This window comes from Chengkuizengella axinellae, assembly GCF_030730905.1.
GTDB classification, from domain to species: Bacteria; Bacillota; Bacilli; order Paenibacillales; family KCTC-33759; genus Chengkuizengella; species Chengkuizengella axinellae.
Map to the genome: position 1 here is coordinate 193,374 of NZ_JAVAMP010000006.1, position 22,759 is coordinate 216,132.

Below are 22,759 nucleotides of genomic sequence, written 5' to 3' on the forward strand. Positions count from 1 at the left end.
CTCTCCTCCTTTTTCCTTTGTGACTCAATTTACTCACTATCTAAAATTACACCGCTGACCATTTCAGATTCTCCTATATATGAATGGTTTGTTTCTGTATCCTCTATCGTTCCTTCTGTATATGCATCATGATCTATATCCGCTTCCATTGTGACTTCCTTCACCATTAGAGATACGTTTTTGTTTATATAAAGGTCTAATTGTGTTTTTAAATTTTCATCAAGCACATATAGATCTAGATTTCCTAGTGCATTTAAACGATAGTGGTCTCCTTCTTTATATAAAATCCCTTGTATATAACCATTAGGTAGATTTGATTCCTGACCAACCGAACTCACACTATTTACAGGTAAATGCGCGGTTATAATTTCTTCAGCAATCTGTTTTGTTTTACCGCTGCTCCTAGAAACAGCATATTCTCTTACCGCTGCCCATGCTGCCTCTCCTACAGTTTGTTTTGCGCTTACTACCCCAAAAAGAATCACACCCCCATATATCAATCCAAATACAATAGGGATAGCTAAAGCATACTGAATAAAATCTCCTTTGTTATTTTTGATCATGCCTTTGATCTTGTTAAACTGCAAAAACAGCAATTAACTGCACCCCCAATGCTGATAAAAACAAAAATGGGGCAAAAGCCATCGATTTTCTTCTCATTATTAAGGTAAAAGCTAAAGCTAATAAACATGCGATCCATAAAATCCACATCACCCCTAAGCCAAAAGCGATACCTAAGCCTAATAGTATCTTCACATCTCCTCCGCCAACCCAATCTTGATTGAATAAAGCCATTATTAGTAGAATCCCTCCACCAATGAATGCACCATAGAGCGAGTACATCGGTTGACCCAATAAAAAGAAACCAGATATACCTAAGATGATAGGCACCGTATTGGGAATGATTTTATAACGTGCATCAAATATAGCGACAAATAAAAAAACAGACCAGAATACAATATTTAGAAAAATACTCATTTTAGTCTCCTTTAAAATATTTTTGTACCGTCTTTAATTTCAATAGGATAAACAACGCTTCTTTCCAATTCATTCTGGATATCAACTTCCATCATGGACCACACAAAAGAAAAAGCATTTGCTGTCAATTCGGAAGTGACTGTTACGATTGCATAGTCGCTCATCCCATCATGTGTTAAACTAATTTCAACATCTTTTATCTGTGCTAAATTACTTGTTAGACTATTAAATGATCCAGTGGCAATCTGCGTAGCTTGTGATATATTCTGGAATCTGGCAAAATCTCTAGCTGCCTCACGACTCGCCGCAGATGTCCCTTGCAAAACGATTAAACGAATTCCCATATCAAATACAAAAGCAATGATAAAAACTAAAATAGGTAAAACAAGTGCAGCCTCCATTAATGATCCTCGTTTGTTTTTGATTATATTTTTCAAATCTATCCCCCTATTCAATCTGTATTTTGGTTCTAGATACCGCATCTGCTTCCATGACAATTTCGCCTAACTCATCCACCGGTGAATCTGTTCCTGAAATAAAGGCTAACATTCGGAGTGCAGGAGCAATCAAAGCCGTTTTGACATGTATTGTTGCTTTAAAATAATATTGATCTACATCGCTGTAATCTCTACGATCATCAGTTACCCCTATTCCCGTAATCGCATCTGACATTCCACTTGCCAGTATTTCACCATATAATTCACTGGTATATACGGTAATTCTAGTACCTCCATCATCTCCCCAACCAAGTACATCCATGTTTTTTCTGAATGATTTATAAGCATAGTTAAACGCTTCTTGCTGACTGTTAATAATCGTATAGTTCTCAACCACAGGGACTATGTCTGTAAGATTTCCGTCATTGTCATACTCATTTTCATAAATGATTTCTGTATTAATCTCAGCTCTTAACACTCCTGCCAAAGCAGCAGCATCTACAACGGCCTGCAATTCATTATGAATCACTCTTAGCTGATTAAACTCTAGAACTAAAGCAGCTAAACCAATTAAAACTGGAATGATATAAGCAGCCATAAGCAAGTATCCTCTTTGACCACCCAGTACTTTTTTCAACCTTAAAGCCTCCTTTGATTTATTGATCATTTTTTCTGAAACATAAAGAAAACTCGCTGATTGGCGAGCCTTGCAGGTGAAGACAGAAGGGGTAGTTACACTTATACCTTATTCAAGTAAATTTTTTGAAAATCTTAAAGTGCAAATAAGGATGTTCGATTCCCATCCCTTTCTCAAAGCTGTATTAGATTTTTAGTTAAAACTTAATTGAATGTAAGAAACTTGGTCGTATTAAATGAACATTCTTTTAGTTATTACTCGAATCTTGAGGAGGGGGGTTACATGAAAAACGCTCTTCAGCGGTTTTCTTCCACCCTGTAACAGATATTTTTTCACGATCACTATCTGTGTGCGTATACCATTTTGTATCTCCATCAATGGTTACATCGTTTTCTGTTGTTTCACTTGTAGAAGGTCCAGATGTAGAGCCATTAGGAGTTAAGTTGTAACTTTGACTGCTTGGTCCAACATTAACGGTAACTGAAATAGGAATATTACTATTGTTAGAAACACTGGATGAAACCGTATAACTGGCTCCAAACCATGTGTATGTTACATCATGTTTATCTGGTCCATATGTACAGCCTGTGGATTCTGATTTCACATCTGTTTGCATGGCAACATCGGATTGACTACTAGACAATGAAATTCCCGCTGATGCAATAATATATGTAAATGAATCTTGACTTTCTTTAATAGAAGGAGCCGATCTTGAATAATCAAAGGTACCTATAAACGTTTGCGTATTCGTGCGGTCCTTTGTTGGAATAGCAATCTCTGACCCTCTTATCGTTTGTCCAGGGGAAATCATTCCTGTTTCTAGTGTTTTTCTTCCTCTCGCATCATCAATTTCTAACTTATATTCAAAATCGATTGTATTTGGATTCCGAAATGTCCAGTCCGTTCCAAATGATCCTTCAGAACTTGCGTTATTTGTATTGAGCGTCACTTCAGGATATAAAAATTCAATATATAGTGGCACATCAGGGTACCATGAGCCGAGTTCACGAATTTGTTCATAATCTGGATGCACATCAGGATGTAGATTCTCAGTCACTCGTACAATAATTTCATAGTTTGTAAAACCTTCATGCCTTTTCACACTATCAAAAGTTAATTCCCTCGTTCCTGGATTTAGCACTAGATCATTGACTTCTTGTTCCATGAATTCATTTCTCACTTCTGAATCTGGACTTAAATTTTTAATGTGTACATTCACTTTAATGTTAAAGTAGTTTGGGTTGTTCAGCGTCATAATGATTTCATGATTCCCTACAGCTGCTTGTCTAAGGGTTGCAGTTGGTGTATGAATTGTATCTCTCACCGTAATGTATTCTGTTTTCTCAATGATTTGAGTTTGGGTTTCAAATCTTGAAGTGTCTACCCAAACTTGACCAGTCGGTGGGGATGGATAAAAAACACGCTGTCCATCAACTTCTTCCCACAAACCGTTGACGACCCACGTGTTTCCATGTTCATCTTTTAATTCCTCTGTTACGTAAGTGCCTGCATAGACTATGGTTGTTGTAACTAAACAAAATAGAAGGATGAAAAGAAGAGTTGTTTTTTTCATATATTCCACCCCTAATCCACAATCCATTGTGTTCTTTTATAGTTGACTGTTCCACTTCCAAGATTGGCCCAATATCCATCCTCGACCCATTCTTCTACTTCTCGTTCTGTTTCTGTCGTGATTTCAGCAAAGCGTAGGAAGTCCATTTCATCTCTTAAATCTTGTTTTGGAATGATGTCCGGATCAGAGTTTGGATCAGCGACATCTAACTGAATGGCCACGGTATGATCATCACGATCTGTAATTTCTGGACTTTCATTTCTAGGTTTGATTTCACTTGGTGTAAAGGAAATGAGTGTTGCTGGGGTGCCATCTACAGTGTATTGAAGCAGTGTGTTTTTAAATGCAGGTTCCCAGTTTACATTTCCACTTCCACCTGACTGGATCATAGCGCTATGCTGATCTATTTCTTCCCCTACCGTCACATAAAGGTAGATGGGGTCTTTGTCTGGATTTTGTGTTTCTGTGGGCATGCGCCATTGAAAGGTTGTTTCAAAGGTCTCCCCTGCATCTAAAAACCCTGCATTCTTCCCTGTTGTATTAAATTGTTTCACGTTTACAAGTGAGGGATCTACTTGTGCGTTGGCTGGGTAAGTTGGTACCATTTTAATTCCATTATTATCTTCAAAAGCATATTGTTTTCCAAAAAACATACCCATGTTTTGCTCATCTGTAGAGTTATATATGATTGGTGCATTCCCTCCACCTGGTTGGGAACTAACCACATAATTTCTAAGCACCATATTGGTTACTGGAAAGTCAGAATTGTTTGTTAACGTTAGTGTTGCAGTATATTGTTTTCCAGGAATACCATAACTGGATTGACTCGGTTCTTTATTAAATTGCGCTTGATTCTCATATTCCTCCATCCCAATAGCCTCGTTTTGATTTGCAACTTTCGGTGTAATTCCTGTATCTGTAATGACAATTTCTAAGTCATCTGATTCTTTAACTTTAAACGGGACTGCAAGAATGTTTCTTGTCATGAGTTCTTGTGAGTCTGAGAACCACGCATCTACAATATCTTGAACTTCATAATGCTTTTCATATAATCGTTTCATCTGTTGATCTAACTCAATTTGATTTCCATTCGCTAGATCTGCATTTTTAGCAAAGGATATAATCTCTGCTCTTCCTTCAGGAGTTGCGGGAAGGAGTCTATCATGCATTAAGGATTGAACTCTGTTGTCTGAAATATAAGGAATATCATGATATTGGGATAAATCAATCGATTCATATCCGATCTTCATTTTTTCCATGATCTGATCAAAGGCTTGATTTGCTAGATTATCCGATATCGCTATGTCATCGAGATTCTTTTCATACTTGATATTGATATCGTTGACGATCTTGCGAAAACCTCGATTTTCACTGTCTCCACCTGATAGAACTTCTTTAAATTTTGTCTCAAGTTTATTAGTCACATCACTCCAATTTACTGCGCCTACTTTGGATTTATTATCTGGATTCCCGATGTCTTCATAGAATCGAAAAACATTCAATATAGGTATAATTAAGACATAATCTCCGTAGTCAGGGTTGATTTTTGTACTTACTCGTGGTGATTCAGAAGATAATTGGGTTGACCATATTGTTGATGTTTCTACAAGGGCTTCATTGTGTAAGCTAAATTCATCTGTTGTGGGGTCATAATTTATATAGATTGAATATAAATAGGTCGGTACGTTCATTGGACCGTGTGCTTTTGGATTTTTCCTGTCTTTTATCCATTGATCTTCATTATAGTTGTCAGTTGGGGAAGCTGCGTTGAAGGTACTCAACAAAGTGACGTTAAGTGTATCGTCACGATCTAAAACCTCTAGGTCTCCAACAACGTCAGCACTATTTCTTGGCCCTCCACTTAGAGCGGTATTCGTAGCAGAAAAGGCAAACTGCTTCAAAGATACTTCGGTAAAGTGATTAAACCAATACGTTTTTGTAGTATGTACGAAACCTAGCATGTCATATTGTGCTTTTACCACTAGTCTTAAATCAACTTTAAATATACCGTATGAATCCTCAGTTCCGTCTTGTAAATATTGATCTACTTGTATCGTAGCTTTCTTCCCTTCAAACGCTCCGATAACCATACCATCAGCAATATAGGTAACTCCTTGCCAATAAAATAGTTCTGGTTCTTTGATCTGACCTACAAATTGTTTTAATTCCTCGAAGAAGACATAATCCTCAGGATCAACATAAATGTTAGAAGCATTTCTCACCCACCATGTCCAAGATGAGAACATATCATTTTGTAGTTGGGAAGCTTGTCTTGTATTTGGTGTAATATAAGAAACTGTTGCGTCCCATGCATCATTGATTATAGGGTCATTTTTAAAAATATCTTGGTAGTTTAACATGACTTTAGATCCCTCAGAGGTTATTTGCATTTTAGCTTTTACGTCCTCTATTGTTATAGCGTATACAATTCCACCTGTCTGCTCTTTGAAACTTAATGGGGGTTCAATTTCATACCAATCACTGTAATTAGTGGTTAGATGGATATCAAAGGGTCCACTCGCAAAAAGAGGAAGGATGCCCACAATGAACAAAATCATTGTAAGCATCCCTATACCTAATCTGATATATGATTTTTTAACTTTCATGATTAATACAACTCCAAAGGATTCGTTTTGACAGAGCCTTTGGTGTACGGTTTAATTTCTAGAAACTCTTTCGGAATGATGGTGCTTCCAGAAACAATGTCAGCATTTGTTTTGAAGATCCCCCCTATTTCAAGTGCAAAGTCTCCGCCGTAAATCGTTTTTACGACGTTATCAGAGTGTGTGCGTCTGATCTCCCTTTCTCTTAGATTCCAGTCTTCAGCTAAAGCTGGAAGTCCCATGTGATCTGGTACATCATCGGGATTTGAGTTTTGGTAAACACCAATAACAGCCCCTGTTTCAATGATTTGATTTAACAATTGAGGAGTAGCTACTTCTGCAAAAACAGCGTCAAATTTATCATCTTGCCTTCCTGCCCATGCTCTATTAAGTACAACACTTCCCAAAGGATCATCTACAGTAATTTTAAAAGCATGTCGCATGCCTACAGGACGGACGACAACCCAATCTAAATTATCGTTTTTATCAAAACTAAAGCTTAACAACATTGCTTCGGATATATCTCCACTATAAGAGCTGTAACGAGCTTTATCATACTCGGACATGTCCTCCCATGAAGGTTCATCTTTGCTGTGTGCAATTCGTTCCATGACTTCTTCTTCATAACTGTTTAAAGGAATTTCACCTTGATAATAGTTCCAAAGAAGCTCTTCTACGTTGAACCTAAAATCATGCACGTCACGAGGGCGAGCTGTTCCATTTTCTATATCAGCTTTAATCCAAGCTCTATATTTAAGGTATGAAGGTGAGATTCTAGTAGTATTAATCCACTGATTCACTTCACTAAGATTGGGATCATACGCAGGGTTTTCACTCACACTATCATCTGGATTTGGATGGATATCTCCACTTCCACTCGTTGAGCCACTATCGTCTATATCGTTATCCATAAATCTAAGCAACATAACCACTGCTTCTGCTCTTGTTGCTTGATTGGATGGTTTAAACGTTTTGTCTGGATAGCCTCCGATAATTTCTAAGTCTGTAGCGAATGCTACGTATTGCGCATCCTTATCCTTAATATCTTTTGCGTCTTTAAAAATCAAATCGTTCTGATCATATGAAATATAAGTATCAAACTTTCCTTCATATTCATCTTCTAAAACAAAGGCTCTAGCAATCATTTTCGCCATTTCTAAACGGGTAATTGGTGTATTTGGGTTAAAGTTACTTCCATATTCGGACTTCTCTATCATCCCTACTTCTTCTGCTCCACCGATGATCCCATCAGCCCATTTTGCATCGTTTGCATCTTGAAATGGATTCTTTACTTCATCAATTCCTACTATTCTAGTTAATATTGCTGTAAACTCCGCTCTTGTAATTTGACCTTCTGGTTTGAAAGAGCCATCTGGATAACCTCCAATATGACCCTCTTCACTCATTTTCTCTATAGAAGATTCAGCCCAATGACTTTTCGTATCTGTAAAGCTGGATGCACCTGCAATAGCACTAGTTGAAACTACTAAAAATACAAATGTAAGTATCAAGATGTATTTAATTAATTTAATCAAGTATCATTACCTCATTCCTGTCATTATTTATTCAAAAATAAAAATGTAAATTTGTAGGTTCACAAATAAATAGTGTATAATATATTTAAAAGATTCATATACTACTTAAGAACCGCTAGGTGCTGTAACACCTAACGGTTTCATACAATAGCCGTTTAAAAACGGTAGGTTTACGTACTATTAAAATAGACCGCTTCCTATGGCAAGAAGGTGGGCGGTCTATTTTTTATGGTTAAACGACAGAATGGCTACAATGAGTATTCCAAACATAATCATTATTGAAATACTTTGATAAACTGTCATTCGGCATCACCTCCTTTTATGTGGAGGATTTGCCTACCGCCCTTGCCAACTATTGTACCTTCCTAGTATAGCATAATATTCCATTTCATCTATTATTTTTCACTCAATCTTTACATGAACTACTCTCGCAACACCGTTAAAAGCTAATATATTCACTTTCACACCTGGAACAACCATATTTAAATCTCCATCAGAAACAACCCCTGCTTGAACTTTAGTATTTTGGTTTATACGATAGGTTTCTTCTGCAGTACCGCTTTGTATAACTATGTTTTGACCATTTTGCACTATTACCTTTCCAGAATGAGTATGTTTATTCAATTCGTCTGGTGTAGTATGAAGTACAGTATTATCATCATTTATATTTGTTTGAGCTTGTTCTAATGCAAGTTGTGACATGGTATATAGTGTTGCAATTAAAATACATACAAATAATAAACTAAGTATTAGATACTTCCCTAAAGCTTTCAGCAATAACTCCTCCAAATCTATTTCTTTTTAAACCATTCCATCTCATATTCATATTTATAATGAGCTGCGCCTTTTATTGCTCTATAAGGGATATGTCCCGTTGCTCTCATTGTTTCTCCTGTTCTAACAAAAACATCAATCACTTTTGGTTCTGGTTCCTCTACAATTTCACTAATAGCTCTACAATAACGCTTCCCTGTTTTAGGATCCTGCTCAAGATGGACTATAAAATGCAAAGCAGAGGCCGCATAAGCGATTTTCTCTTCTTGGGATAATAACGAAGCCTCCTTACTCATAGAAAGCATGGATGGTATCCGTTTCATCAGTGCTTCTTGTGCTGAATTCGCATGGATTGTTGACATTGAACCTTCGTGACCTACAAGCATCGCTTGAAACATATAAAAGATAGCACCATCTCGAACTTCTGAAACGATCACTCGTGTAGGCTTCATCATTAATCCCTGTTTTAACAGAAGCGCTAATGGAATGGCACCTGTACCCTCAACACTAGGCGGTCTTGCAACTAATCTTCTTAAATGAGGGACATCCATTGGGCACTCCATCACTTCTTCAATCAATAAAGGATGCTCTTCATCTTTGAATAAACTGCTCGCAATCGCAATCATCGTTGTTTTACCCGAACCCATACCGCCAATGAATAATATGTTTCTTTTACTTTCTATGATTGCTTTAAAAAACAATCCCGCTTTTTCTGAAAAATACTGATTTTCACTCAATTGCTGTACTGTTGGCACCTTTGCGAACTTCCGAATCGCAACACTTGGATGCAATGAGATTGGAGGAATAGATACCGCTGTCCGCCACCCGCTAGGCAATGTAAATGTGGCTAAGGGATTAGAAATATCCACTCTTGATTTTGCAAGATAAGCCAATTTTTCAATAAACATCATCAAGTGATTTTGATCTCGAAAACCTTTTGTATAATTGTGCTTCTGTCCGTTTTTTTCATATGTAATATCATTATGTTTATGAATAATAATGTCTGTAACTAAAGGGTCATTAGCTAAAGAATCAATGACACCATATCCACGAATATCTACCAATATACTATCTACAATATGAGTACATAATTGATAATTGCAGCCTTTATTCTGAAGAAAATCCTGCAGCTTTTTAGCTACCCTTTCTTCCTCAGAAAAATCTAGTGATTTTTGACGTATTTCTTGAGTAAGATATTGTCTCGCCAGTTGAGTCATTTCTTCTCTTTTCATTTGATCCCCACTTTGAGAATCCATATCTTTAAAAATGGAAGTTTTCATAACGTTCTTTCCTCCTTTCCAACCCTCTATTAAGACTACTTATCTATCAATGGAGAGGCCTTGAGTCATGCCCCCCACTGAAAGATAGACTTATGCTTAATATACTAACTTTGTTAGTCTCAGAATGTGACTATAGGCGAATAGAAGCCATTTGTCTTATTCCGTTTTGATATCATCTGGATCTGTCTCTCCGAAAGTATCTGATAAATCACCAAATTTATCTGCAATTGCACTACCCATTGTGGTAAGAGCTGCAATTCCTGCGATTGCGATCAGTGTCCATAACAATCCTTGCTGAACAAAGTCACCCTCTTTTCCTTTCAACATATTTTTTAGTTTTTGTACAAACAAGTAAGTTCTTGCAGAAAATCCTTGCATTTTTATCATCCTCCTAAATATTTTCCCTTCATAAATAGAAAAAGCCGTTCTGAATGAACGACATTACGACTCCACACGTTAATTTTAAAATTTAATAAAAACCATCCAAAAGTTGATATATCAACGTTTGGATGGTTTTTATCTGCAAGTATCAATTCATCATGGTTCGATTAACCAAGACTAAAATCGTTTTTTTTTTACACATTTTTTACACAATCATTTCGCGTGACATAACCCTTCCCAAAACGTGTTCATCTACAGCTACCTCATGAAATATTTTTATATATTTTCTTTCTGAATCAAAATCGACAGTCAGTACTAGGTCATCATTATTATATTTTATTCTAGGCAAGATAATTAGAATATCTCCTTCATGCATTCCTAGATTCGTAAATTCATCTGTTTCAATGGTGTAAGTAAAAATATTCATAGTTATATATAATTCACTCCTTATAAGAGGGTTAGTTTAATAACCACACGTATTAATTTGGTTCTACGTTATCGATTTAAGGTTTATCTGACTTAGAGATTATCGATCATTTGTTCCCTGTGTACAATATCAAGAGGGAATAGATATAATACAAGTATGTTTTATTTTTCATTTGTCCCTAATAATTGTTGCTGCAATTGTCAGGGAAACTTTATTTTTTAGAGGAGAGCCTATGCCACGCCTTCGAGCTGGAAGGTGTCGCTTACCCGAACTTCTGAAACAGAACAAGATGAATCAAAGAGAGTTCGGAAAACGTATAAATGTATCAGATTCTTTTGTTTCCAAAATCATTAGTGGAGAGAAAACCTTTTCACTAAACAAAGCAAAAGAAGCAAGCATGGTCTTAAATTGCTATATAGATGATCTATACGATTGGGATGTTGTCCCTAATTACGAAAGCGACATTGAGTAGAAAATATCTACTCGCCTTCCAAGAGGGTTTTCCCCAATAGGTCAAACTTTTTCATTTCTTATTTTTTCACACCTCCTTCCTCATTCTTTTTAAATAAATTTCACCGTTTTCAATTTTTCTCTTTTCTTTGTCAAAGTTCAACAATATTTTGGGTAATTTTTGAAAGTATGTATATAATACCATAAGAAAAATGTCGAAAAATTGTCGAATGGAAATCTTTTAAACAAGCCCCCCTTTGTTTGTTCAATCTATTTATAATTTTATTTTTTTGTGTTATACTTAAGAATTTTCAAAAAAATAAGCCGATATTTTAATAATCGGCTTATTTTACTTCTTTTTGAAGAAACCTATTTTTTTGAGGTATTGAAGATATTGATCTGTTATCCTTCCATAATCTCCATTACGAAAGTATACCCTTTTTCCATCAAATTTTGCATCTGGTCTATTAATATTTAATAAATTCACATGGTGAGTATGATGAAACCCAAATTGCTCTAAAAAAATGATTCCCGTTCTTAGAGAGTCTGGGTCTGTCAAAATACCGTCATAATCACTGTGATATAAAAGTTTATCATTACCTTTGCTAACTTTATATATATCACTTGGATTAGGATATAATATTTCACCTTTCTTGTTTTTAAGACGTAACGGTTTTTCTCTATGATGTAGATAATCTTCGTTGCTCAATATTATTTACCCCTTTTTCTTGATAAGTATTTTTCTTGGCGGTTTAGGGTTACTTATCAGAAATTTGGTGATGAAAATTGATAGAATGGCAAAAGCAGATAAAGCTTTTGATATATTCGTTGCGAATTTTTCTTTTGATGTCTTGCCCATAATTAATTAACTCCCCCTGTCCTGTCTGAAATTAAATGTCGCCTTTAAAGTTAGAATGTTGATTAATTCTATCTTCTATTATTTGCCTATCTTTTTTTTTGGAAAACACAAGCACTATGACAAAAGATATAAATAGTGGAAAGAAAACAAAGGTTGGGTCATTTTTATCTAATAAAAACAATACAACAAGTGATATAGCAAACATAACTAATATCGATACTAAAAAAATGACTTTATAGTTTCTTAAATCACTGCGTTGATCATAAAATGAATGTGGTGGTAACTCCACAAAGTTAAAACCTTTATCAAAATAGAATATTATAAATGCTAATATGTAACATATTGCAGAAGTAACTATTTGTATAAACCCTGTCTGATTCACTATATCTAGTGATAGTAAATTGATTGCTAAAAGTTGAATTAAGATAAAAGTTGCAGCTCCCACAACAGTAATAATAAAAGATTTCACTACCCTTACTCTTAAAACTAATACAAAAAAACTAATTAGTATTAACAATTGAACAAATGTGTCAATCAATACTAAACCCCATTCAATTCGCAATACATAAGATAAAAATGAATTAATAAATGCTATTGAAAATATTTGAAACCAGTACCTTAATATAGGCATTGTAAAAAGCTTGAAAATAACCACTAATATAGCAAACGTATCTAAAATCCCAAGAAATAGATACAAATAGCCTTCTGAATTCACTTTTTTTAATCCCACCTTTTTTTATTTTAATTTAACTGTATTATACCCTTAACCTAATTAATGATATTGCTTGAATAAAAAAGCAAAAAGCAATTTCAGATGATTGTAAAACAAAATTGCTAGATACAATTATAACTGATATAACTTTAAAGTATGGATTAACTGATTTAGGTATCCTTGTGTTTTTTTGAACATTTGACGGAGAAAAAATCAATACTATTAACAAACTAATGACATTGAATGTAAATACTAATGTTGGTGATAAATTGATTAAAAAAGCAAGAACAAACAATAACACTGAAACTATAGTACATACATCAACTGACTTAAAATGAAATCCACCCGAAAATATTCTTAATAATGCAAAGCTTGATATAGCTACTATTGCACCTTTCAAATCACCTAATAACAACCCTGCAATTACCGTAAATACAATCACTAAAATAGTATTCAATAACACAATTAAGCTGTAGTTCATTATTTCAACATCGGCTGAGGGTTCGTGTTTTTTTATTTCTTGGGAAATTTTGTTTGCGAATGATTCTATCATTGTTGTGTCCTCCCTAAATTCAACTATAGATATATTCAACAATCTAATCAATGGAATATTTTTCTTCTTTATATACATTTTCTTTCCAGTGTATAATTAGACAAAAAACTAGAAAGGAAAATTTAGCATTTGAAAAAGACAATCATTAAAATGACAGAGAGAAAACAACTTATAACTTTATTAAAACGTTCAATAGATATACCTTTAAAACGAGTCGTAGCGATTCGCGCTCCATATTGGGATGCATTAATAAATAATTTACCCAAAGTTTTTGAAATGGAAGAAAAAACACTCGTCCTTGACCATAGAATAACAGTAAGATATATAATGCAAATTCCATTTTCACAATTAAAAGTTGAATTAGATCAAACTAGACTAAATAAACTTATTGAGTTATTAGAAAAAGTAGTTGTAATTCCACCGAGATCATACAACAAGAACTCCTACTACACAGTAAAAGAAATGTCTGACAGTCTATCTTCTACCGAAGAGAGTATAATCGAACGACTAGAAAAAGGAGAGTTTAAAGGGGCATTTATCGATAAAAAAGGTCAATGGTTAATTCCTAAATGAACTAAACCCAATCAATAATGACTGGGTTTTTATATTGCTATTTTACTTTAATAACATCACCTTGTTTAAGTGAACCGTTAAGAGCTTGATTGACTAAATTATTATCAAAGAATTGAACTATATTACCACTAGAATCGTATGCTTGGATTGCTCCTTTGTATACACTTATAATCTCATATTGATTTTCAATTGTTGAAACTGCTGCTGGATCACGTACTACAAAGTAATAAAATGCTGTAAATATAGCTACACCCCAAAACAACTTTTTAAAATTAAATTCTTCTTCGTATTCTTCTTCATCATCTTCGATTTCATCTTCATAAAATCGTTTAGATGGCTTGATTTTATAGTAGCAATACCTACAAGGGTTATAAACCGATCCTTTCCCTTTGCACACATCACATTTGCTCCCATTTGCAATACCATCTTTGCAATCTTCTTCTGGACAAGGATCAACCATTTTTTGAGTATTGTTACACACTTTACATCTACCCAACTCCCCCACCTCCTAATAATTCTCTTTTTCCAGTTTGATGATCTAGGTATGGTGTGACTCTATAAAATTCATTAACGTTATATTTATCCTGTACGCTTCTCACAAATTGCGGATCGTTCAAAGCTGTAGTAATAATAAATTCAGCTAGTGAAGTGTGCCTTTGGTCACATGAAATTGATAATCTTTTTAGGTTTATGAAATCAAAATTGGAAAGGGAAACATTAACCCTATTTACCTTTTTCCCCCCTACTCCCCTACTGTCCTTTTTGAACATTGTTTTGCTCCCTCCTTAGTAATTTCAAAATTTGAAGGTGTTACAATGTTACGCTGTTACACTCGTTTCTTTGATAGGGGAGAGGGTTTATCATCCTCTAATTTTAGCTGTTCCTCTCCTTCTGCAGTAATTAACACTGTAATTCCCTCTTGTTCTAATTTTTCAAACAATCGTTTCAATTGATCTTTCATGTTAACTTCCTCCCTAATTTAATAAATTTAAAATCTCGCTTTCATCATTATTGGAAACTGGTTTATTGACTGGGTGAACAACCGCTTTTTCCTTTCCTTCCATCCTGTTGAACAATAACTCTCTTATATATGAAGAACGATTTTTACTCTGCTCGTTTAACCAACTTAAAATATTCATGTGGTGCTGATTCTTTGGGTTGAAAACTACTTGAACATTAATTTGCCCTTTCATATGCCACCTTCCCCATTTCATACATTCCTAGAGCGTTAGCGAAGTGTTGATTATGGTGAATTGTTATTTGACTGTTTGGGTACTGTTCTTTTACAAAAGCATCCATTTCAGAAGCCATTCCACCAATCAACATGATCCTTTTGTTAAAGTCGCCCCATTTCTTTTCTAGCTTAAATTTAATACCCTGCATAATTGATCTATAATCTGTATCCACTAAGCTTTCAAATCCAAAATCAAAGGTATGGCTTCGGCTGTCTGTTAACCTTCGATTGCGGATCGCGATAGCGTGGATAGTAGATGATCCAAAATCAAGGATGTTTAAGTCATTATGTAATGGTACTGAGTAATAAGCTGCCATCCCTTCAGGAGCCACACCAACATTATGAATTGTTACTCTATAATCCTTGTGATTGACTTTAAAATGTTTTGTACCAACTATCATGCTTTTAAGCCTTTCTCTTTCCTTTGGTGTGTTTATGCCAAAAGGATTACCGACCACAATGCTAAAATCTGTTGAAGGTATTCTACTTACAGCTGCAAATAAATTAATTAAAGTTACTGTGTTCGATTTGTGCCAATCTGGAGAGTTAAGATAGTTTTGCCCTTCCCTGTCAGCAAGATCACCCACAAAAAACTTTTGATTTTCGTATTCTATGATCATGTTTTGATCATCCAGAGGTATTTCCCCTCTTAACTCTCTGAATGTTGAAACACTTGATAAATGACTTTGTATGCCTCCTCTCCATTTGATCTTTGTTTTGTACTTCCCAACGTCTGCACCGATCGTAATCATTTCACCACTCCTTTGGATGTTATCTAGATATTATCTAGCACCTAAAATAGTTGTTTAGATGTTATCTGGATATTATCTTTTTGCGATTTGTTAAAAGCTTATGAGGTACTGCTTGTCCGTTATTCAAATTAATTTTCAAAATGTTTAATTAGTTATAAATTTGGACAAAATGATAGTAATTAAAGGGAGGAATGATAATTCATGTTCGGATTGGGGAAACCACGTAGTAATTTTGGTAAATGGATTGATAGGAAAGGTTTGAAACAACAATGGATTTCTAACAAAAGTGGTGTAAGTCACGGTACCATTAGTCAGTTAGCAATAAATGATGATAGAGTACCTACATATAGAAATGCTCAAAAAATAATAAAAGCCCTAAGAGAAGTAGATCCTTCTGTTAAAGCTGATCAATTTTGGGATTTATGAAAGGGGATGAAAAAATGAAATGTTTATACTGTAAAAAGCAGATTAGTAAGAAACATAACTTTTGCAATAATAAATGTAAAAAACTAAAAATTAAAAGAAACATGGAGCAATTATTATCTTTAAGCTGTTAGAATGCAACTATTTGTAAAATATTAGAAGTTTTGATATAATAGAATTACACTTGAACTGCATACCACCGACAATGTATGCGCTCATTTTTCCACATGGTTTCACTAGGGATGAAGCCGAACCACTGACTTTTAATAGTCGGTGGTTTTTTTTATATTTAAAAAAATCATTTGGAGCATCGTTAGAAAAGATTTTATATTCCTCCTGCTTGTATTATTCCAGGAGTATTAATTCCAAAACTACCAGAATCAATTTGTTGTTCCAGTGTATAATCTCTAACCCCAAGTAAAATTATAACCAATAAAATAATCAACACTAACACCACTGCTATAAATGAGCTCATATCTTTCACCTCCATATTTTCATACTATATACTATGTTAATAGACCTGATTTGGTATAGGACAGGTGATCTTAGACAAGCGCATATTTTACTCCTAAACGAAAAATAACCATCCATAAAGGTGGTTATTATCTTCCAAATGGTGAATCATAATCCCTAGCCATAATAATCTTTATATCTTGTGTATCTCCACTATTACATTCTATATAGCCACCTTTACATATACAAAAAAGAAACATTACTATTTGTAATACGACATTGTTTTGTTGGGAGAAACCCTATGTATTGTGAAACTAATCAATTTAAAATGGTGGGTATTCTAAAATTGCTATACACACCTAATAGTTAAGGAAAGGAATACATGTTTCACTATAATAATTGTAATTACTTTTTACCGTTAAGATTTAATATACAGGTAATACAGCCTTATTTTATAAATCAAAGACTCTTTCAAACAATTCGTCAGGTTGGGGTAATGCTGCTTCTGTGTGTTCAAAGGTTCTGTTAGCAGCTTTGAATCCATTATCACTAACATTCAACAAAACGTGTCCATCTTTTTTTATTTTATTTACATTTCTTTGAACACTTTGTTTATTCCACATTGTATTATTCATATTTGGAGCAATATAAATTGTTTTGTCGTAGTTTAGAACACAACAACTTAATAAGTCATCTCCCACTCCATTTCCAATTTTATATAGAAAGTTAGCCGAACATGGGATAATAAGAAACTTTGTTATATTAACTACTAAATTAACATGGGGAACTTTTAATCCTTGAAATTGGAATAGATCATCATAAACATGGTCACAAGTAGACATTAATGCAAGTGGACTAATAAATTTTTTAGCATTCTTAGTTAAAATAATATCAAGAGAACAATTTATTTTTTTTCTTATATAAGACAGATATATAGGTAAATTAATGGCACCTATCGTACCTGTTACTCCAATTAATATCTTTAAATCATTATCCATAGATTTCACCCTCCATATGTTTTCAATGTTTATTTAAAAATTGTAACTTTATAGTTATAATAAAAATAATTGTCTCAAATGTATAATATTATACTGGTTTATCCATAATATTTTTTGAAAAGGAGGTGTATCATTTTTAATGAATAACTCAGCTCTCGATATATCAGTACTCGGTAAGTATCTATCCGATAGATCACAAGAGTTTATTATTTTCCCTACAGAAAAATGCAACTTCAGATGCACATATTGCTATGAAGACTACACACTTGGACGTATGTCTAAAGATACTATTTCAGGAGTGAAAGCTTTATTTAAACGACGCGCCTCAGATCTAGATAATTTATACATATCTTGGTTTGGAGGAGAGCCTTTAATAGCGGATGATATTGTTCTTGATATATCTGCTTATGCTTCTCAACTGATACAGATGTATCCAGGATTAAAGTATCGATCTTCTATGACAACTAACGGATATTATTTAACACCTCCCACATTTTCTAAATTGACAGCAGTGGGGGTTTTAGACTACCAAATATCTCTTGATGGATCAAAGGAGACACATGATCGTACAAGAATTTTATCTGGAGGAAAAGAAACTTTTGATATCATTTGGGAAAACTTACTAAGTATTCGTGATAGTTCAGAGCCTGTTACAATCACACTTCGTGTGCATTTTGATAGCGAAACGATTACGCAAATTGATCAATTGATTGAAGATATTAAGCGGGAGTTTATACATGATATACGTTTTTCTGTTCTCTTCAAGACAATAGATCGTTTAGGAGGTCCAAATGATGACAAAATAAAGGTATTCTCCTTCGAAGAAAAAAAAATAGCGCTCAAAACACTAAAACATAAACTTTATGGTAAAGATTTTGTTGAGACTGAAGAGCCGTATGTCTGTTATGCTTCAAGACCTAACTCCTTAACGATTCGTGCAGATGGTAGTATAGGGAAATGTACTGTTGCTTTAAATGATTCACGTAATAATATAGGGAAGTTAAACCCAAATGGTACTCTCGAACTAAATGAACAAAAAATAGCATATTGGTTACGTGGTTTTTCAACTTTAGACCTTGCAACTTTAAGTTGTCCATTGTTGAATGACTAAAATTCATCAATGAACTATTTTTTTAAAACGTTTTATTTAAGTTTAGATAATATTAACAATTTAGGAGGTAAAATAATGGCTACTGAAAACAATCTAATTACAGCTGATGAAACAGGAAAAATTACTATTAATCATCCAGAGATCATAGATTTTATTAAAGGTGTTAGTATGAATTCAAACTTGGATAATGTTATGAATACTGAGGGACATGTTATTAAGCCTGAGGATTTAATATCAGCTGGTGTTATTAATAACAATTTTTGCTAAGAGGATAACAATAATTCTAGATTGCAGCTAACACTTATTATAGTGTTAGCTTTTCTTTATAATTGTCTAGTAATCCCTTCACAGCTCGTCATTTTCATCCTATACATAGATTGAAACTAAAAAATTTTGTGTTTTTTTATCAATTGTGTTTCCATCTTTTGGTGCATCAGGAAATAAATTAGGGGTCCCAATCATTAATAATTTTTGTTAACTTGATTAATTTTGTATTCATAAGAATATCACCTCACACTTAGTATTTCACTAAACTTGATCCATTCATAATCATCTTTTGACTCAAGCTTAATTTGCCTAAGCTGAGTATCGAATTTAGTTACTGTACCAGTTTTTAAGGTATTTTCTCCAAAAGCAGTAAACAATTCGATTGTGATTTCACTCTCATTTATCATAGATTCTGATAATTGCTCAGATATAATGTTGACTTCTTCTTCTGCTAACTCTGGTTTCGTTTTTCGGTTACGTTCTTTTTGATAAAGATTCATCATTTCTCTGTGTTCTGGTAGTATTATTCTACTTCCCTCCCACATCATATTAGATCCTGGTGTTAGTTTATTTTCTTTCATTTGATTCACCTCTAATGGAACATTTGTTCTTATTATATAAGAGGTAAGTTGTTTAATTCAAATATTTTTTTTTAGAAATTATTATTAGGTATGCTTTAATGAATTGTGAGCATAATATTAAAGTACGTATTTTATTTCTTGAGGAGGTTTATAAAATTTCTGATTATCAAATAGGAATAGATATTATTGACTTGAGGAATCGGATTGAGAAATTAGAAAGCTGTATTCCAATTGAAGATGGACCCGAAATAATAACTACTGTGGATCTTATGTCTCCCAAAATCGGCAAACATACAACAACAGGTTTTATAAACAAAGTAGAAAGTAAAATTCCGTACATTTACGGAGAAAATGATTATTGTACATGGGCATATGTATATGTAGGATCAGGCAATAATAGTGTTTTTTTTAAAGCAACATTAAATGTTGAAGGCGATGGTCCGATAGCAGGTTCTTTTACAGAATGGAATCCAAGTTTAGGTAGTCCTCATTTCGGAGACGTAAATTGTTACACTTACATGGAACAACGAAGACCTGGTCAAGTACGAATAGGAGGTAGACATGACTGGGATAAAAATTTACCATGTGCAGTTGGATATATAGCATATAAAAAATGAAGACTTAGATGTGCTTTCCCCACCAGCTACTAAGCCAGTGGGGATTAACTCATTTCCGCACTATATTCTTTGCACCACTCCATAATCCACTAGCAGCTAATCCCATTACAATACCAACTAGAATAGCTTGTTTTGGATCACTAGGAGCTACATAAACAATACCAGTAACTACACCTAAAACTAAGGATAATACTGGTTGATACTTAGCACTTAACCCTATTTGTTTTGCTAAATGAACTAAAGCGACTATAATCGGCACAATTGCAATATCATATACTTGAAAATCCATATTAATTTCCACCTTCCAGTGTTTTATTTGATAATCGATCTAACATAACGAAAAACAACCAAGGGATGTCATTCAAAACCTCTTGGGGCTTGTCCTCAACTTTCTTTTTCCAATCTTCTGAATCACTAACTAACCCTTTTTCATTCAAATTATCAAGCGCGATATGCGCCATTTTGATTTGCCATGATTTTAATTTCAATATGATTTCCTCCTTCGGTAAACAATCATAGTATTCTTTGACTACATCCTGTAATAACTGGTCATATGATTTACCCATTTTAGATAAAGCGTTTTGTGGGTCTGTTTTACGTTGTGGATCAAGTATGTGATGACCAATAATTGCTTTTGTAGGATCTAGTTCAAATTTGAAACATATATAAGCTAAAACCCACACATACCGTTTATAAGACTCCTCGTTGTTTATACTTCCTCTCAGATGAGAAAAACACAGTTCCACTCCTGCAGCTATATCATTTGCATCATCCCCAAAAATTTGATTGTCTAAGGGCTTCTCATACAGCACATGCCAAGCTTTTTCTGCTTCACCAGTTAGTAATGGAATACATTCATAAATCCCTGTATCATCTACAAATATATGTGCAGAAGCACTCATGACATTATTTGATCTTTCGTAATAAGCAATATTTTGTAATGCTGTAGATCCGTCATTACCTGTATCATGAGCAACGATAAACCCCACTTCTGGAATCTGAAAACCTGATCGTCTTTTTGTTCCTTTAGTGAGGTATTTTTTAGTGATTGGATATTTATTTTTAAAGGTCATTTATCCAAATCCCTCCTTAAAAAAATTTAATGCAATAGATATAATTCCAGTGATAAACCCACCGATTACTAAACGATTCCACCATCTTTTATTTTTTTGAATGTCTTCTATGTCTTTTTTAATATCATCAATTCTAAGGTGTGCTGATTTTGCTCTTTGATCTGCAGCTTTTGCAATATCATCTGATTCATTTAATTTAGCGACTAATTTCTCTGTATTAGAAGCAAGAGAAAGGATTGCTTTATTTATGTTCTCTTGGTTGGTTTCTACTACTGCAATTCTTTCTCTAATGTCAGCCAACATTTCATTGTTTTCCACTTCCCCACCCCCTAAAAAGGTATAAAAAATACGCCTACTGGCGTTGCGGTGATCCATCTGTATTTAAAGCTAGTGCGTTTAGTTCTTCCTCTACTTTCGTCTGTAAAATAGATGGAACCTGTTCAAATGTTCTACGTCCATAAATAATGAGAGCGACATAAATATCAACCATGTTTACACCCCCTCTCAAGCGTAATATGAGTAAGGCTAAATTAAGTAACATCGTTATCAGCATCCAGTTTGGTTTGTACTTCTTCCTTTAAATGTTCTGGTACTTGGTCAATGGTTCTACGCCCTTCTTTTACTAACTTGTAATAAATATCTCCCCACATAGGAACTAACCTCCTTGTAATATCAAGACTTGTTCATATACTGTTGCGAGTGCATCCATAGTGTTTAAAAGTTCATCTTGAGTCTGTAAATTTTGTTCGTATATATCTGCTGCGGCTTCCATAATCATGAGGTTATCTTCTTGTAAGGTTTCAATCTCTGAAGGTGGAACTTTTGGAGCATTAACAATATCATCGTGAGTAAATAAAGATGGTTGGTCCTCAAATTTGATTGTTTTAACCTGGTTAATATCTTCAAGAGCTGGTGTAAGCTGATCTGTCCAAGATTCATGTTCTTCTGTTATCTCTAGTGGCTCCTGGTCCTCATATGTTATATGTGGTTCGGTGATTTCTTGGTAAAACAGCAGTTCACCATTATCATCCGTTTTTTGTTCCTCAACTTCTTCAGTGGTGAATATATCAATCATTCTTCCAGTACCAACTAATCCCCAATACAAAGGGTTTCCATCTTCATCTACTTTTTGAACATCATTGTAAAGCTCATTTACTTCATCCCACACCTTTTCCATAATCGGTTCATCTGTGACTTCTGTTGTTTCGCCTCTAACCGTTTGCTCATACTGTTTTTGAACTCCGTTTTCATTAAGCACTGGTACACGATATGGCTTTTTAATCATTACTGGATCATCTGTTGTCTCAGTCGTTTCAATGGTTTTAGGGATCTGCTCAACAACCTCTAAAGGCTCCTGAGGAAGTAAATACAATAGATTCCCTTCTTCATCTGTTTTATGCTGCTGGATGATATCAGGAACTTGTTTGATTAAACCTTCTAAATGTACATCATTAATTACTATTTCAAGTGGCTGTGGC

General features: G+C 34.2%; 34 protein-coding genes and 1 pseudogene. 6 read left to right on the plus strand and 29 right to left on the minus strand.

The genetic code is table 11. The features are described from left to right. Positions 1-29 precede the first annotated feature (29 nt). The 12 genes from Q5Y73_RS14045 to Q5Y73_RS14095 form a co-directional block, all read right to left on the minus strand. Positions 30-596, minus strand: coding sequence for a TadE/TadG family type IV pilus assembly protein (locus tag Q5Y73_RS14045; protein WP_305992543.1), 567 nt, complete (start codon positions 594-596; stop codon positions 30-32). Continuing rightward, positions 577-978: a prepilin peptidase gene (locus Q5Y73_RS14050; RefSeq protein WP_305992544.1), complete on the minus strand. Its 402-nt coding sequence runs from the start codon at positions 976-978 to the stop codon at positions 577-579. Before Q5Y73_RS14050 ends, Q5Y73_RS14045 begins: the two co-directional genes overlap by 20 nt. An 11-nt stretch (positions 979-989) precedes the next feature. After that, complete coding sequence (locus Q5Y73_RS14055; protein WP_305992545.1) at positions 990-1,415, minus strand: TadE/TadG family type IV pilus assembly protein; 426 nt, start codon at positions 1,413-1,415, stop codon at positions 990-992. Positions 1,416-1,425: 10 nt separating this feature from the next. After that, complete coding sequence (locus Q5Y73_RS14060; RefSeq protein ID WP_305992546.1) at positions 1,426-2,052, minus strand: Tad domain-containing protein; 627 nt, start codon at positions 2,050-2,052, stop codon at positions 1,426-1,428. Between the two features lie 247 nt (positions 2,053-2,299). Next, positions 2,300-3,625, minus strand: a complete 1,326-nt coding sequence (locus Q5Y73_RS14065) for a hypothetical protein (RefSeq protein WP_305992547.1) — start codon at positions 3,623-3,625, stop codon at positions 2,300-2,302. Between the two features lie 11 nt (positions 3,626-3,636). After that, the gene (locus tag Q5Y73_RS14070) at positions 3,637-6,231 is read right to left on the minus strand and encodes a hypothetical protein (protein WP_305992548.1); all 2,595 of its coding nucleotides are present in this window, start codon (positions 6,229-6,231) and stop codon (positions 3,637-3,639) included. 2 nt (positions 6,232-6,233) lie between these two features. After that, positions 6,234-7,763: an S-layer homology domain-containing protein gene (locus Q5Y73_RS14075; RefSeq protein WP_305992549.1), complete on the minus strand. Its 1,530-nt coding sequence runs from the start codon at positions 7,761-7,763 to the stop codon at positions 6,234-6,236. A 219-nt stretch (positions 7,764-7,982) separates the two neighbouring features. Beyond that, complete coding sequence (locus Q5Y73_RS24875) at positions 7,983-8,066, minus strand: putative holin-like toxin (RefSeq protein ID WP_371320215.1); 84 nt, start codon at positions 8,064-8,066, stop codon at positions 7,983-7,985. 99 nt (positions 8,067-8,165) lie between these two features. Then, positions 8,166-8,540, minus strand: a complete 375-nt coding sequence (locus Q5Y73_RS14080) for a hypothetical protein (RefSeq protein WP_305992550.1) — start codon at positions 8,538-8,540, stop codon at positions 8,166-8,168. 14 nt (positions 8,541-8,554) lie between these two features. Next, a complete protein-coding gene (locus Q5Y73_RS14085) occupies positions 8,555-9,817 on the minus strand; it encodes a TadA family conjugal transfer-associated ATPase (protein WP_305992551.1) in 1,263 nt (420 codons plus the stop codon). Positions 9,818-9,973: 156 nt separating this feature from the next. Beyond that, positions 9,974-10,195, minus strand: coding sequence for a Flp family type IVb pilin (locus tag Q5Y73_RS14090; RefSeq protein ID WP_305992552.1), 222 nt, complete (start codon positions 10,193-10,195; stop codon positions 9,974-9,976). 208 nt (positions 10,196-10,403) lie between these two features. Further along, complete coding sequence (locus Q5Y73_RS14095; protein ID WP_305992553.1) at positions 10,404-10,625, minus strand: hypothetical protein; 222 nt, start codon at positions 10,623-10,625, stop codon at positions 10,404-10,406. A 232-nt stretch (positions 10,626-10,857) separates the two neighbouring features. On the opposite strand from Q5Y73_RS14095, the gene Q5Y73_RS14100 reads away from it, so the two are divergent. Then, positions 10,858-11,097 carry a helix-turn-helix domain-containing protein gene (locus tag Q5Y73_RS14100; protein ID WP_305992554.1) on the plus strand — a complete coding sequence of 80 codons (240 nt, stop codon included), beginning with the start codon at positions 10,858-10,860 and terminating at the stop codon, positions 11,095-11,097. A gap of 327 nt (positions 11,098-11,424) precedes the next feature. Here Q5Y73_RS14100 and Q5Y73_RS14105 read toward each other — a convergent pair whose 3' ends face one another. The 3 genes from Q5Y73_RS14105 to Q5Y73_RS14115 form a co-directional block, all read right to left on the minus strand. Beyond that, positions 11,425-11,784 carry a hypothetical protein gene (locus Q5Y73_RS14105; RefSeq protein ID WP_305992555.1) on the minus strand — a complete coding sequence of 120 codons (360 nt, stop codon included), beginning with the start codon at positions 11,782-11,784 and terminating at the stop codon, positions 11,425-11,427. Positions 11,785-11,965: 181 nt separating this feature from the next. After that, positions 11,966-12,649, minus strand: a complete 684-nt coding sequence (locus Q5Y73_RS14110) for a hypothetical protein (protein ID WP_305992556.1) — start codon at positions 12,647-12,649, stop codon at positions 11,966-11,968. A 40-nt stretch (positions 12,650-12,689) separates the two neighbouring features. Beyond that, a complete protein-coding gene (locus tag Q5Y73_RS14115) occupies positions 12,690-13,199 on the minus strand; it encodes an accessory gene regulator ArgB-like protein (protein ID WP_305992557.1) in 510 nt (169 codons plus the stop codon). 129 nt (positions 13,200-13,328) lie between these two features. On the opposite strand from Q5Y73_RS14115, the gene Q5Y73_RS14120 reads away from it, so the two are divergent. Beyond that, positions 13,329-13,772 (plus strand): hypothetical protein, encoded by a 444-nt coding sequence (locus Q5Y73_RS14120; RefSeq protein ID WP_305992558.1) that lies wholly within the window; start codon positions 13,329-13,331, stop codon positions 13,770-13,772. Positions 13,773-13,809: 37 nt separating this feature from the next. Here Q5Y73_RS14120 and Q5Y73_RS14125 read toward each other — a convergent pair whose 3' ends face one another. Genes Q5Y73_RS14125 through Q5Y73_RS14145 form a run of 5 tightly spaced genes read right to left on the minus strand, consistent with a single transcriptional unit; the run spans position 13,810 to position 15,758 of the window. Beyond that, the gene (locus Q5Y73_RS14125) at positions 13,810-14,268 is read right to left on the minus strand and encodes a hypothetical protein (protein ID WP_305992559.1); all 459 of its coding nucleotides are present in this window, start codon (positions 14,266-14,268) and stop codon (positions 13,810-13,812) included. After that, positions 14,261-14,542, minus strand: coding sequence for a hypothetical protein (locus Q5Y73_RS14130; protein ID WP_305991682.1), 282 nt, complete (start codon positions 14,540-14,542; stop codon positions 14,261-14,263). The genes Q5Y73_RS14125 and Q5Y73_RS14130 overlap by 8 nt, the downstream gene beginning before the upstream one ends. A gap of 56 nt (positions 14,543-14,598) precedes the next feature. Continuing rightward, on the minus strand, positions 14,599-14,733 hold the full coding sequence (locus Q5Y73_RS14135; protein ID WP_305992560.1) for a hypothetical protein: 135 nt from the start codon (positions 14,731-14,733) through the stop codon (positions 14,599-14,601). 13 nt (positions 14,734-14,746) lie between these two features. Further along, positions 14,747-14,965 carry a hypothetical protein gene (locus Q5Y73_RS14140; protein ID WP_305992561.1) on the minus strand — a complete coding sequence of 73 codons (219 nt, stop codon included), beginning with the start codon at positions 14,963-14,965 and terminating at the stop codon, positions 14,747-14,749. Further along, positions 14,949-15,758: a ParM/StbA family protein gene (locus tag Q5Y73_RS14145; RefSeq protein WP_305992562.1), complete on the minus strand. Its 810-nt coding sequence runs from the start codon at positions 15,756-15,758 to the stop codon at positions 14,949-14,951. Before Q5Y73_RS14145 ends, Q5Y73_RS14140 begins: the two co-directional genes overlap by 17 nt. Before the next feature lie 201 nt (positions 15,759-15,959). On the opposite strand from Q5Y73_RS14145, the gene Q5Y73_RS14150 reads away from it, so the two are divergent. Continuing rightward, positions 15,960-16,184: a helix-turn-helix domain-containing protein gene (locus tag Q5Y73_RS14150; protein WP_305992563.1), complete on the plus strand. Its 225-nt coding sequence runs from the start codon at positions 15,960-15,962 to the stop codon at positions 16,182-16,184. 322 nt (positions 16,185-16,506) lie between these two features. Here Q5Y73_RS14150 and Q5Y73_RS14155 read toward each other — a convergent pair whose 3' ends face one another. Further along, positions 16,507-16,656 carry a hypothetical protein gene (locus Q5Y73_RS14155; RefSeq protein ID WP_305992564.1) on the minus strand — a complete coding sequence of 50 codons (150 nt, stop codon included), beginning with the start codon at positions 16,654-16,656 and terminating at the stop codon, positions 16,507-16,509. A gap of 430 nt (positions 16,657-17,086) precedes the next feature. Continuing rightward, entirely contained in the window at positions 17,087-17,632 is a 546-nt protein-coding gene (locus Q5Y73_RS14160) for a flavoprotein (protein ID WP_305992565.1), read from the minus strand. Between the two features lie 139 nt (positions 17,633-17,771). Between Q5Y73_RS14160 and Q5Y73_RS14165 the strand changes: the two genes are divergently transcribed. Together Q5Y73_RS14165 and Q5Y73_RS14170 are read left to right on the plus strand one after the other, a co-directional pair. Then, complete coding sequence (locus Q5Y73_RS14165) at positions 17,772-18,743, plus strand: radical SAM protein (protein ID WP_305992566.1); 972 nt, start codon at positions 17,772-17,774, stop codon at positions 18,741-18,743. 75 nt (positions 18,744-18,818) lie between these two features. Continuing rightward, the gene (locus Q5Y73_RS14170) at positions 18,819-19,010 is read left to right on the plus strand and encodes a hypothetical protein (protein ID WP_305992567.1); all 192 of its coding nucleotides are present in this window, start codon (positions 18,819-18,821) and stop codon (positions 19,008-19,010) included. 239 nt (positions 19,011-19,249) lie between these two features. On the opposite strand, the gene Q5Y73_RS14175 is transcribed toward Q5Y73_RS14170, so the two are convergent. After that, positions 19,250-19,591, minus strand: a complete 342-nt coding sequence (locus Q5Y73_RS14175) for a YolD-like family protein (protein WP_305992568.1) — start codon at positions 19,589-19,591, stop codon at positions 19,250-19,252. Between the two features lie 98 nt (positions 19,592-19,689). Here Q5Y73_RS14175 and Q5Y73_RS14180 point away from each other — a divergent pair, with 98 nt between their 5' ends. Then, on the plus strand, positions 19,690-20,208 hold the full coding sequence (locus Q5Y73_RS14180) for a hypothetical protein (RefSeq protein WP_305992569.1): 519 nt from the start codon (positions 19,690-19,692) through the stop codon (positions 20,206-20,208). A gap of 49 nt (positions 20,209-20,257) precedes the next feature. On the opposite strand, the gene Q5Y73_RS14185 is transcribed toward Q5Y73_RS14180, so the two are convergent. The 6 genes and pseudogenes from Q5Y73_RS14185 to Q5Y73_RS14210 all read right to left on the minus strand — a co-directional run. Beyond that, positions 20,258-20,497 carry a hypothetical protein gene (locus tag Q5Y73_RS14185; RefSeq protein ID WP_305992570.1) on the minus strand — a complete coding sequence of 80 codons (240 nt, stop codon included), beginning with the start codon at positions 20,495-20,497 and terminating at the stop codon, positions 20,258-20,260. Position 20,498: 1 nt separating this feature from the next. Then, positions 20,499-21,281 (minus strand): peptidoglycan recognition protein family protein, encoded by a 783-nt coding sequence (locus Q5Y73_RS14190; RefSeq protein WP_305992571.1) that lies wholly within the window; start codon positions 21,279-21,281, stop codon positions 20,499-20,501. Continuing rightward, the gene (locus tag Q5Y73_RS14195) at positions 21,282-21,599 is read right to left on the minus strand and encodes a hypothetical protein (protein WP_305992572.1); all 318 of its coding nucleotides are present in this window, start codon (positions 21,597-21,599) and stop codon (positions 21,282-21,284) included. A 34-nt stretch (positions 21,600-21,633) separates the two neighbouring features. Beyond that, a complete protein-coding gene (locus Q5Y73_RS14200) occupies positions 21,634-21,771 on the minus strand; it encodes a CD1375 family protein (RefSeq protein WP_305992573.1) in 138 nt (45 codons plus the stop codon). Positions 21,772-21,811: 40 nt separating this feature from the next. Further along, positions 21,812-21,931 carry a CD1375 family protein gene (locus Q5Y73_RS14205; RefSeq protein ID WP_305992574.1) on the minus strand — a complete coding sequence of 40 codons (120 nt, stop codon included), beginning with the start codon at positions 21,929-21,931 and terminating at the stop codon, positions 21,812-21,814. Between the two features lie 5 nt (positions 21,932-21,936). After that, positions 21,937-22,759 (minus strand): annotated as a pseudogene (locus tag Q5Y73_RS14210) (hypothetical protein); the annotation flags it as partial.

Excerpts from the sequence above, each read along its gene's own strand:
- Q5Y73_RS14200 (WP_305992573.1), bottom strand. The coding sequence starts at position 21,771 with ATGGTTGATATTTATGTCGCTCTCATTATTTATGGACGTAGAACATTT.
- Q5Y73_RS14150 (WP_305992563.1), top strand. The coding sequence starts at position 15,960 with ATGTTCGGATTGGGGAAACCACGTAGTAATTTTGGTAAATGGATTGAT.
- Q5Y73_RS14065 (WP_305992547.1), bottom strand. The coding sequence starts at position 3,625 with ATGAAAAAAACAACTCTTCTTTTCATCCTTCTATTTTGTTTAGTTACA.
- Q5Y73_RS14100 (WP_305992554.1), top strand. The coding sequence starts at position 10,858 with ATGCCACGCCTTCGAGCTGGAAGGTGTCGCTTACCCGAACTTCTGAAA.
- Q5Y73_RS14130 (WP_305991682.1), bottom strand. The coding sequence starts at position 14,542 with ATGTTCAAAAAGGACAGTAGGGGAGTAGGGGGGAAAAAGGTAAATAGG.
- Q5Y73_RS14140 (WP_305992561.1), bottom strand. The coding sequence starts at position 14,965 with ATGAAAGGGCAAATTAATGTTCAAGTAGTTTTCAACCCAAAGAATCAG.
- Q5Y73_RS14070 (WP_305992548.1), bottom strand. The coding sequence starts at position 6,231 with ATGAAAGTTAAAAAATCATATATCAGATTAGGTATAGGGATGCTTACA.
- Q5Y73_RS14050 (WP_305992544.1), bottom strand. The coding sequence starts at position 978 with ATGAGTATTTTTCTAAATATTGTATTCTGGTCTGTTTTTTTATTTGTC.
- Q5Y73_RS14090 (WP_305992552.1), bottom strand. The coding sequence starts at position 10,195 with ATGCAAGGATTTTCTGCAAGAACTTACTTGTTTGTACAAAAACTAAAA.
- Q5Y73_RS24875 (WP_371320215.1), bottom strand. The coding sequence starts at position 8,066 with ATGACAGTTTATCAAAGTATTTCAATAATGATTATGTTTGGAATACTC.
- Q5Y73_RS14145 (WP_305992562.1), bottom strand. The coding sequence starts at position 15,758 with ATGATTACGATCGGTGCAGACGTTGGGAAGTACAAAACAAAGATCAAA.
- Q5Y73_RS14180 (WP_305992569.1), top strand. The coding sequence starts at position 19,690 with ATGAATTGTGAGCATAATATTAAAGTACGTATTTTATTTCTTGAGGAG.
- Q5Y73_RS14205 (WP_305992574.1), bottom strand. The coding sequence starts at position 21,931 with ATGTGGGGAGATATTTATTACAAGTTAGTAAAAGAAGGGCGTAGAACC.
- Q5Y73_RS14155 (WP_305992564.1), bottom strand. The coding sequence starts at position 16,656 with ATGAGCTCATTTATAGCAGTGGTGTTAGTGTTGATTATTTTATTGGTT.
- Q5Y73_RS14115 (WP_305992557.1), bottom strand. The coding sequence starts at position 13,199 with ATGATAGAATCATTCGCAAACAAAATTTCCCAAGAAATAAAAAAACAC.
- Q5Y73_RS14175 (WP_305992568.1), bottom strand. The coding sequence starts at position 19,591 with ATGAAAGAAAATAAACTAACACCAGGATCTAATATGATGTGGGAGGGA.
- Q5Y73_RS14170 (WP_305992567.1), top strand. The coding sequence starts at position 18,819 with ATGGCTACTGAAAACAATCTAATTACAGCTGATGAAACAGGAAAAATT.
- Q5Y73_RS14095 (WP_305992553.1), bottom strand. The coding sequence starts at position 10,625 with ATGAATATTTTTACTTACACCATTGAAACAGATGAATTTACGAATCTA.
- Q5Y73_RS14160 (WP_305992565.1), bottom strand. The coding sequence starts at position 17,632 with ATGGATAATGATTTAAAGATATTAATTGGAGTAACAGGTACGATAGGT.
- Q5Y73_RS14135 (WP_305992560.1), bottom strand. The coding sequence starts at position 14,733 with ATGAAAGATCAATTGAAACGATTGTTTGAAAAATTAGAACAAGAGGGA.
- Q5Y73_RS14190 (WP_305992571.1), bottom strand. The coding sequence starts at position 21,281 with ATGACCTTTAAAAATAAATATCCAATCACTAAAAAATACCTCACTAAA.
- Q5Y73_RS14185 (WP_305992570.1), bottom strand. The coding sequence starts at position 20,497 with ATGGATTTTCAAGTATATGATATTGCAATTGTGCCGATTATAGTCGCT.
- Q5Y73_RS14085 (WP_305992551.1), bottom strand. The coding sequence starts at position 9,817 with ATGAAAACTTCCATTTTTAAAGATATGGATTCTCAAAGTGGGGATCAA.
- Q5Y73_RS14165 (WP_305992566.1), top strand. The coding sequence starts at position 17,772 with ATGAATAACTCAGCTCTCGATATATCAGTACTCGGTAAGTATCTATCC.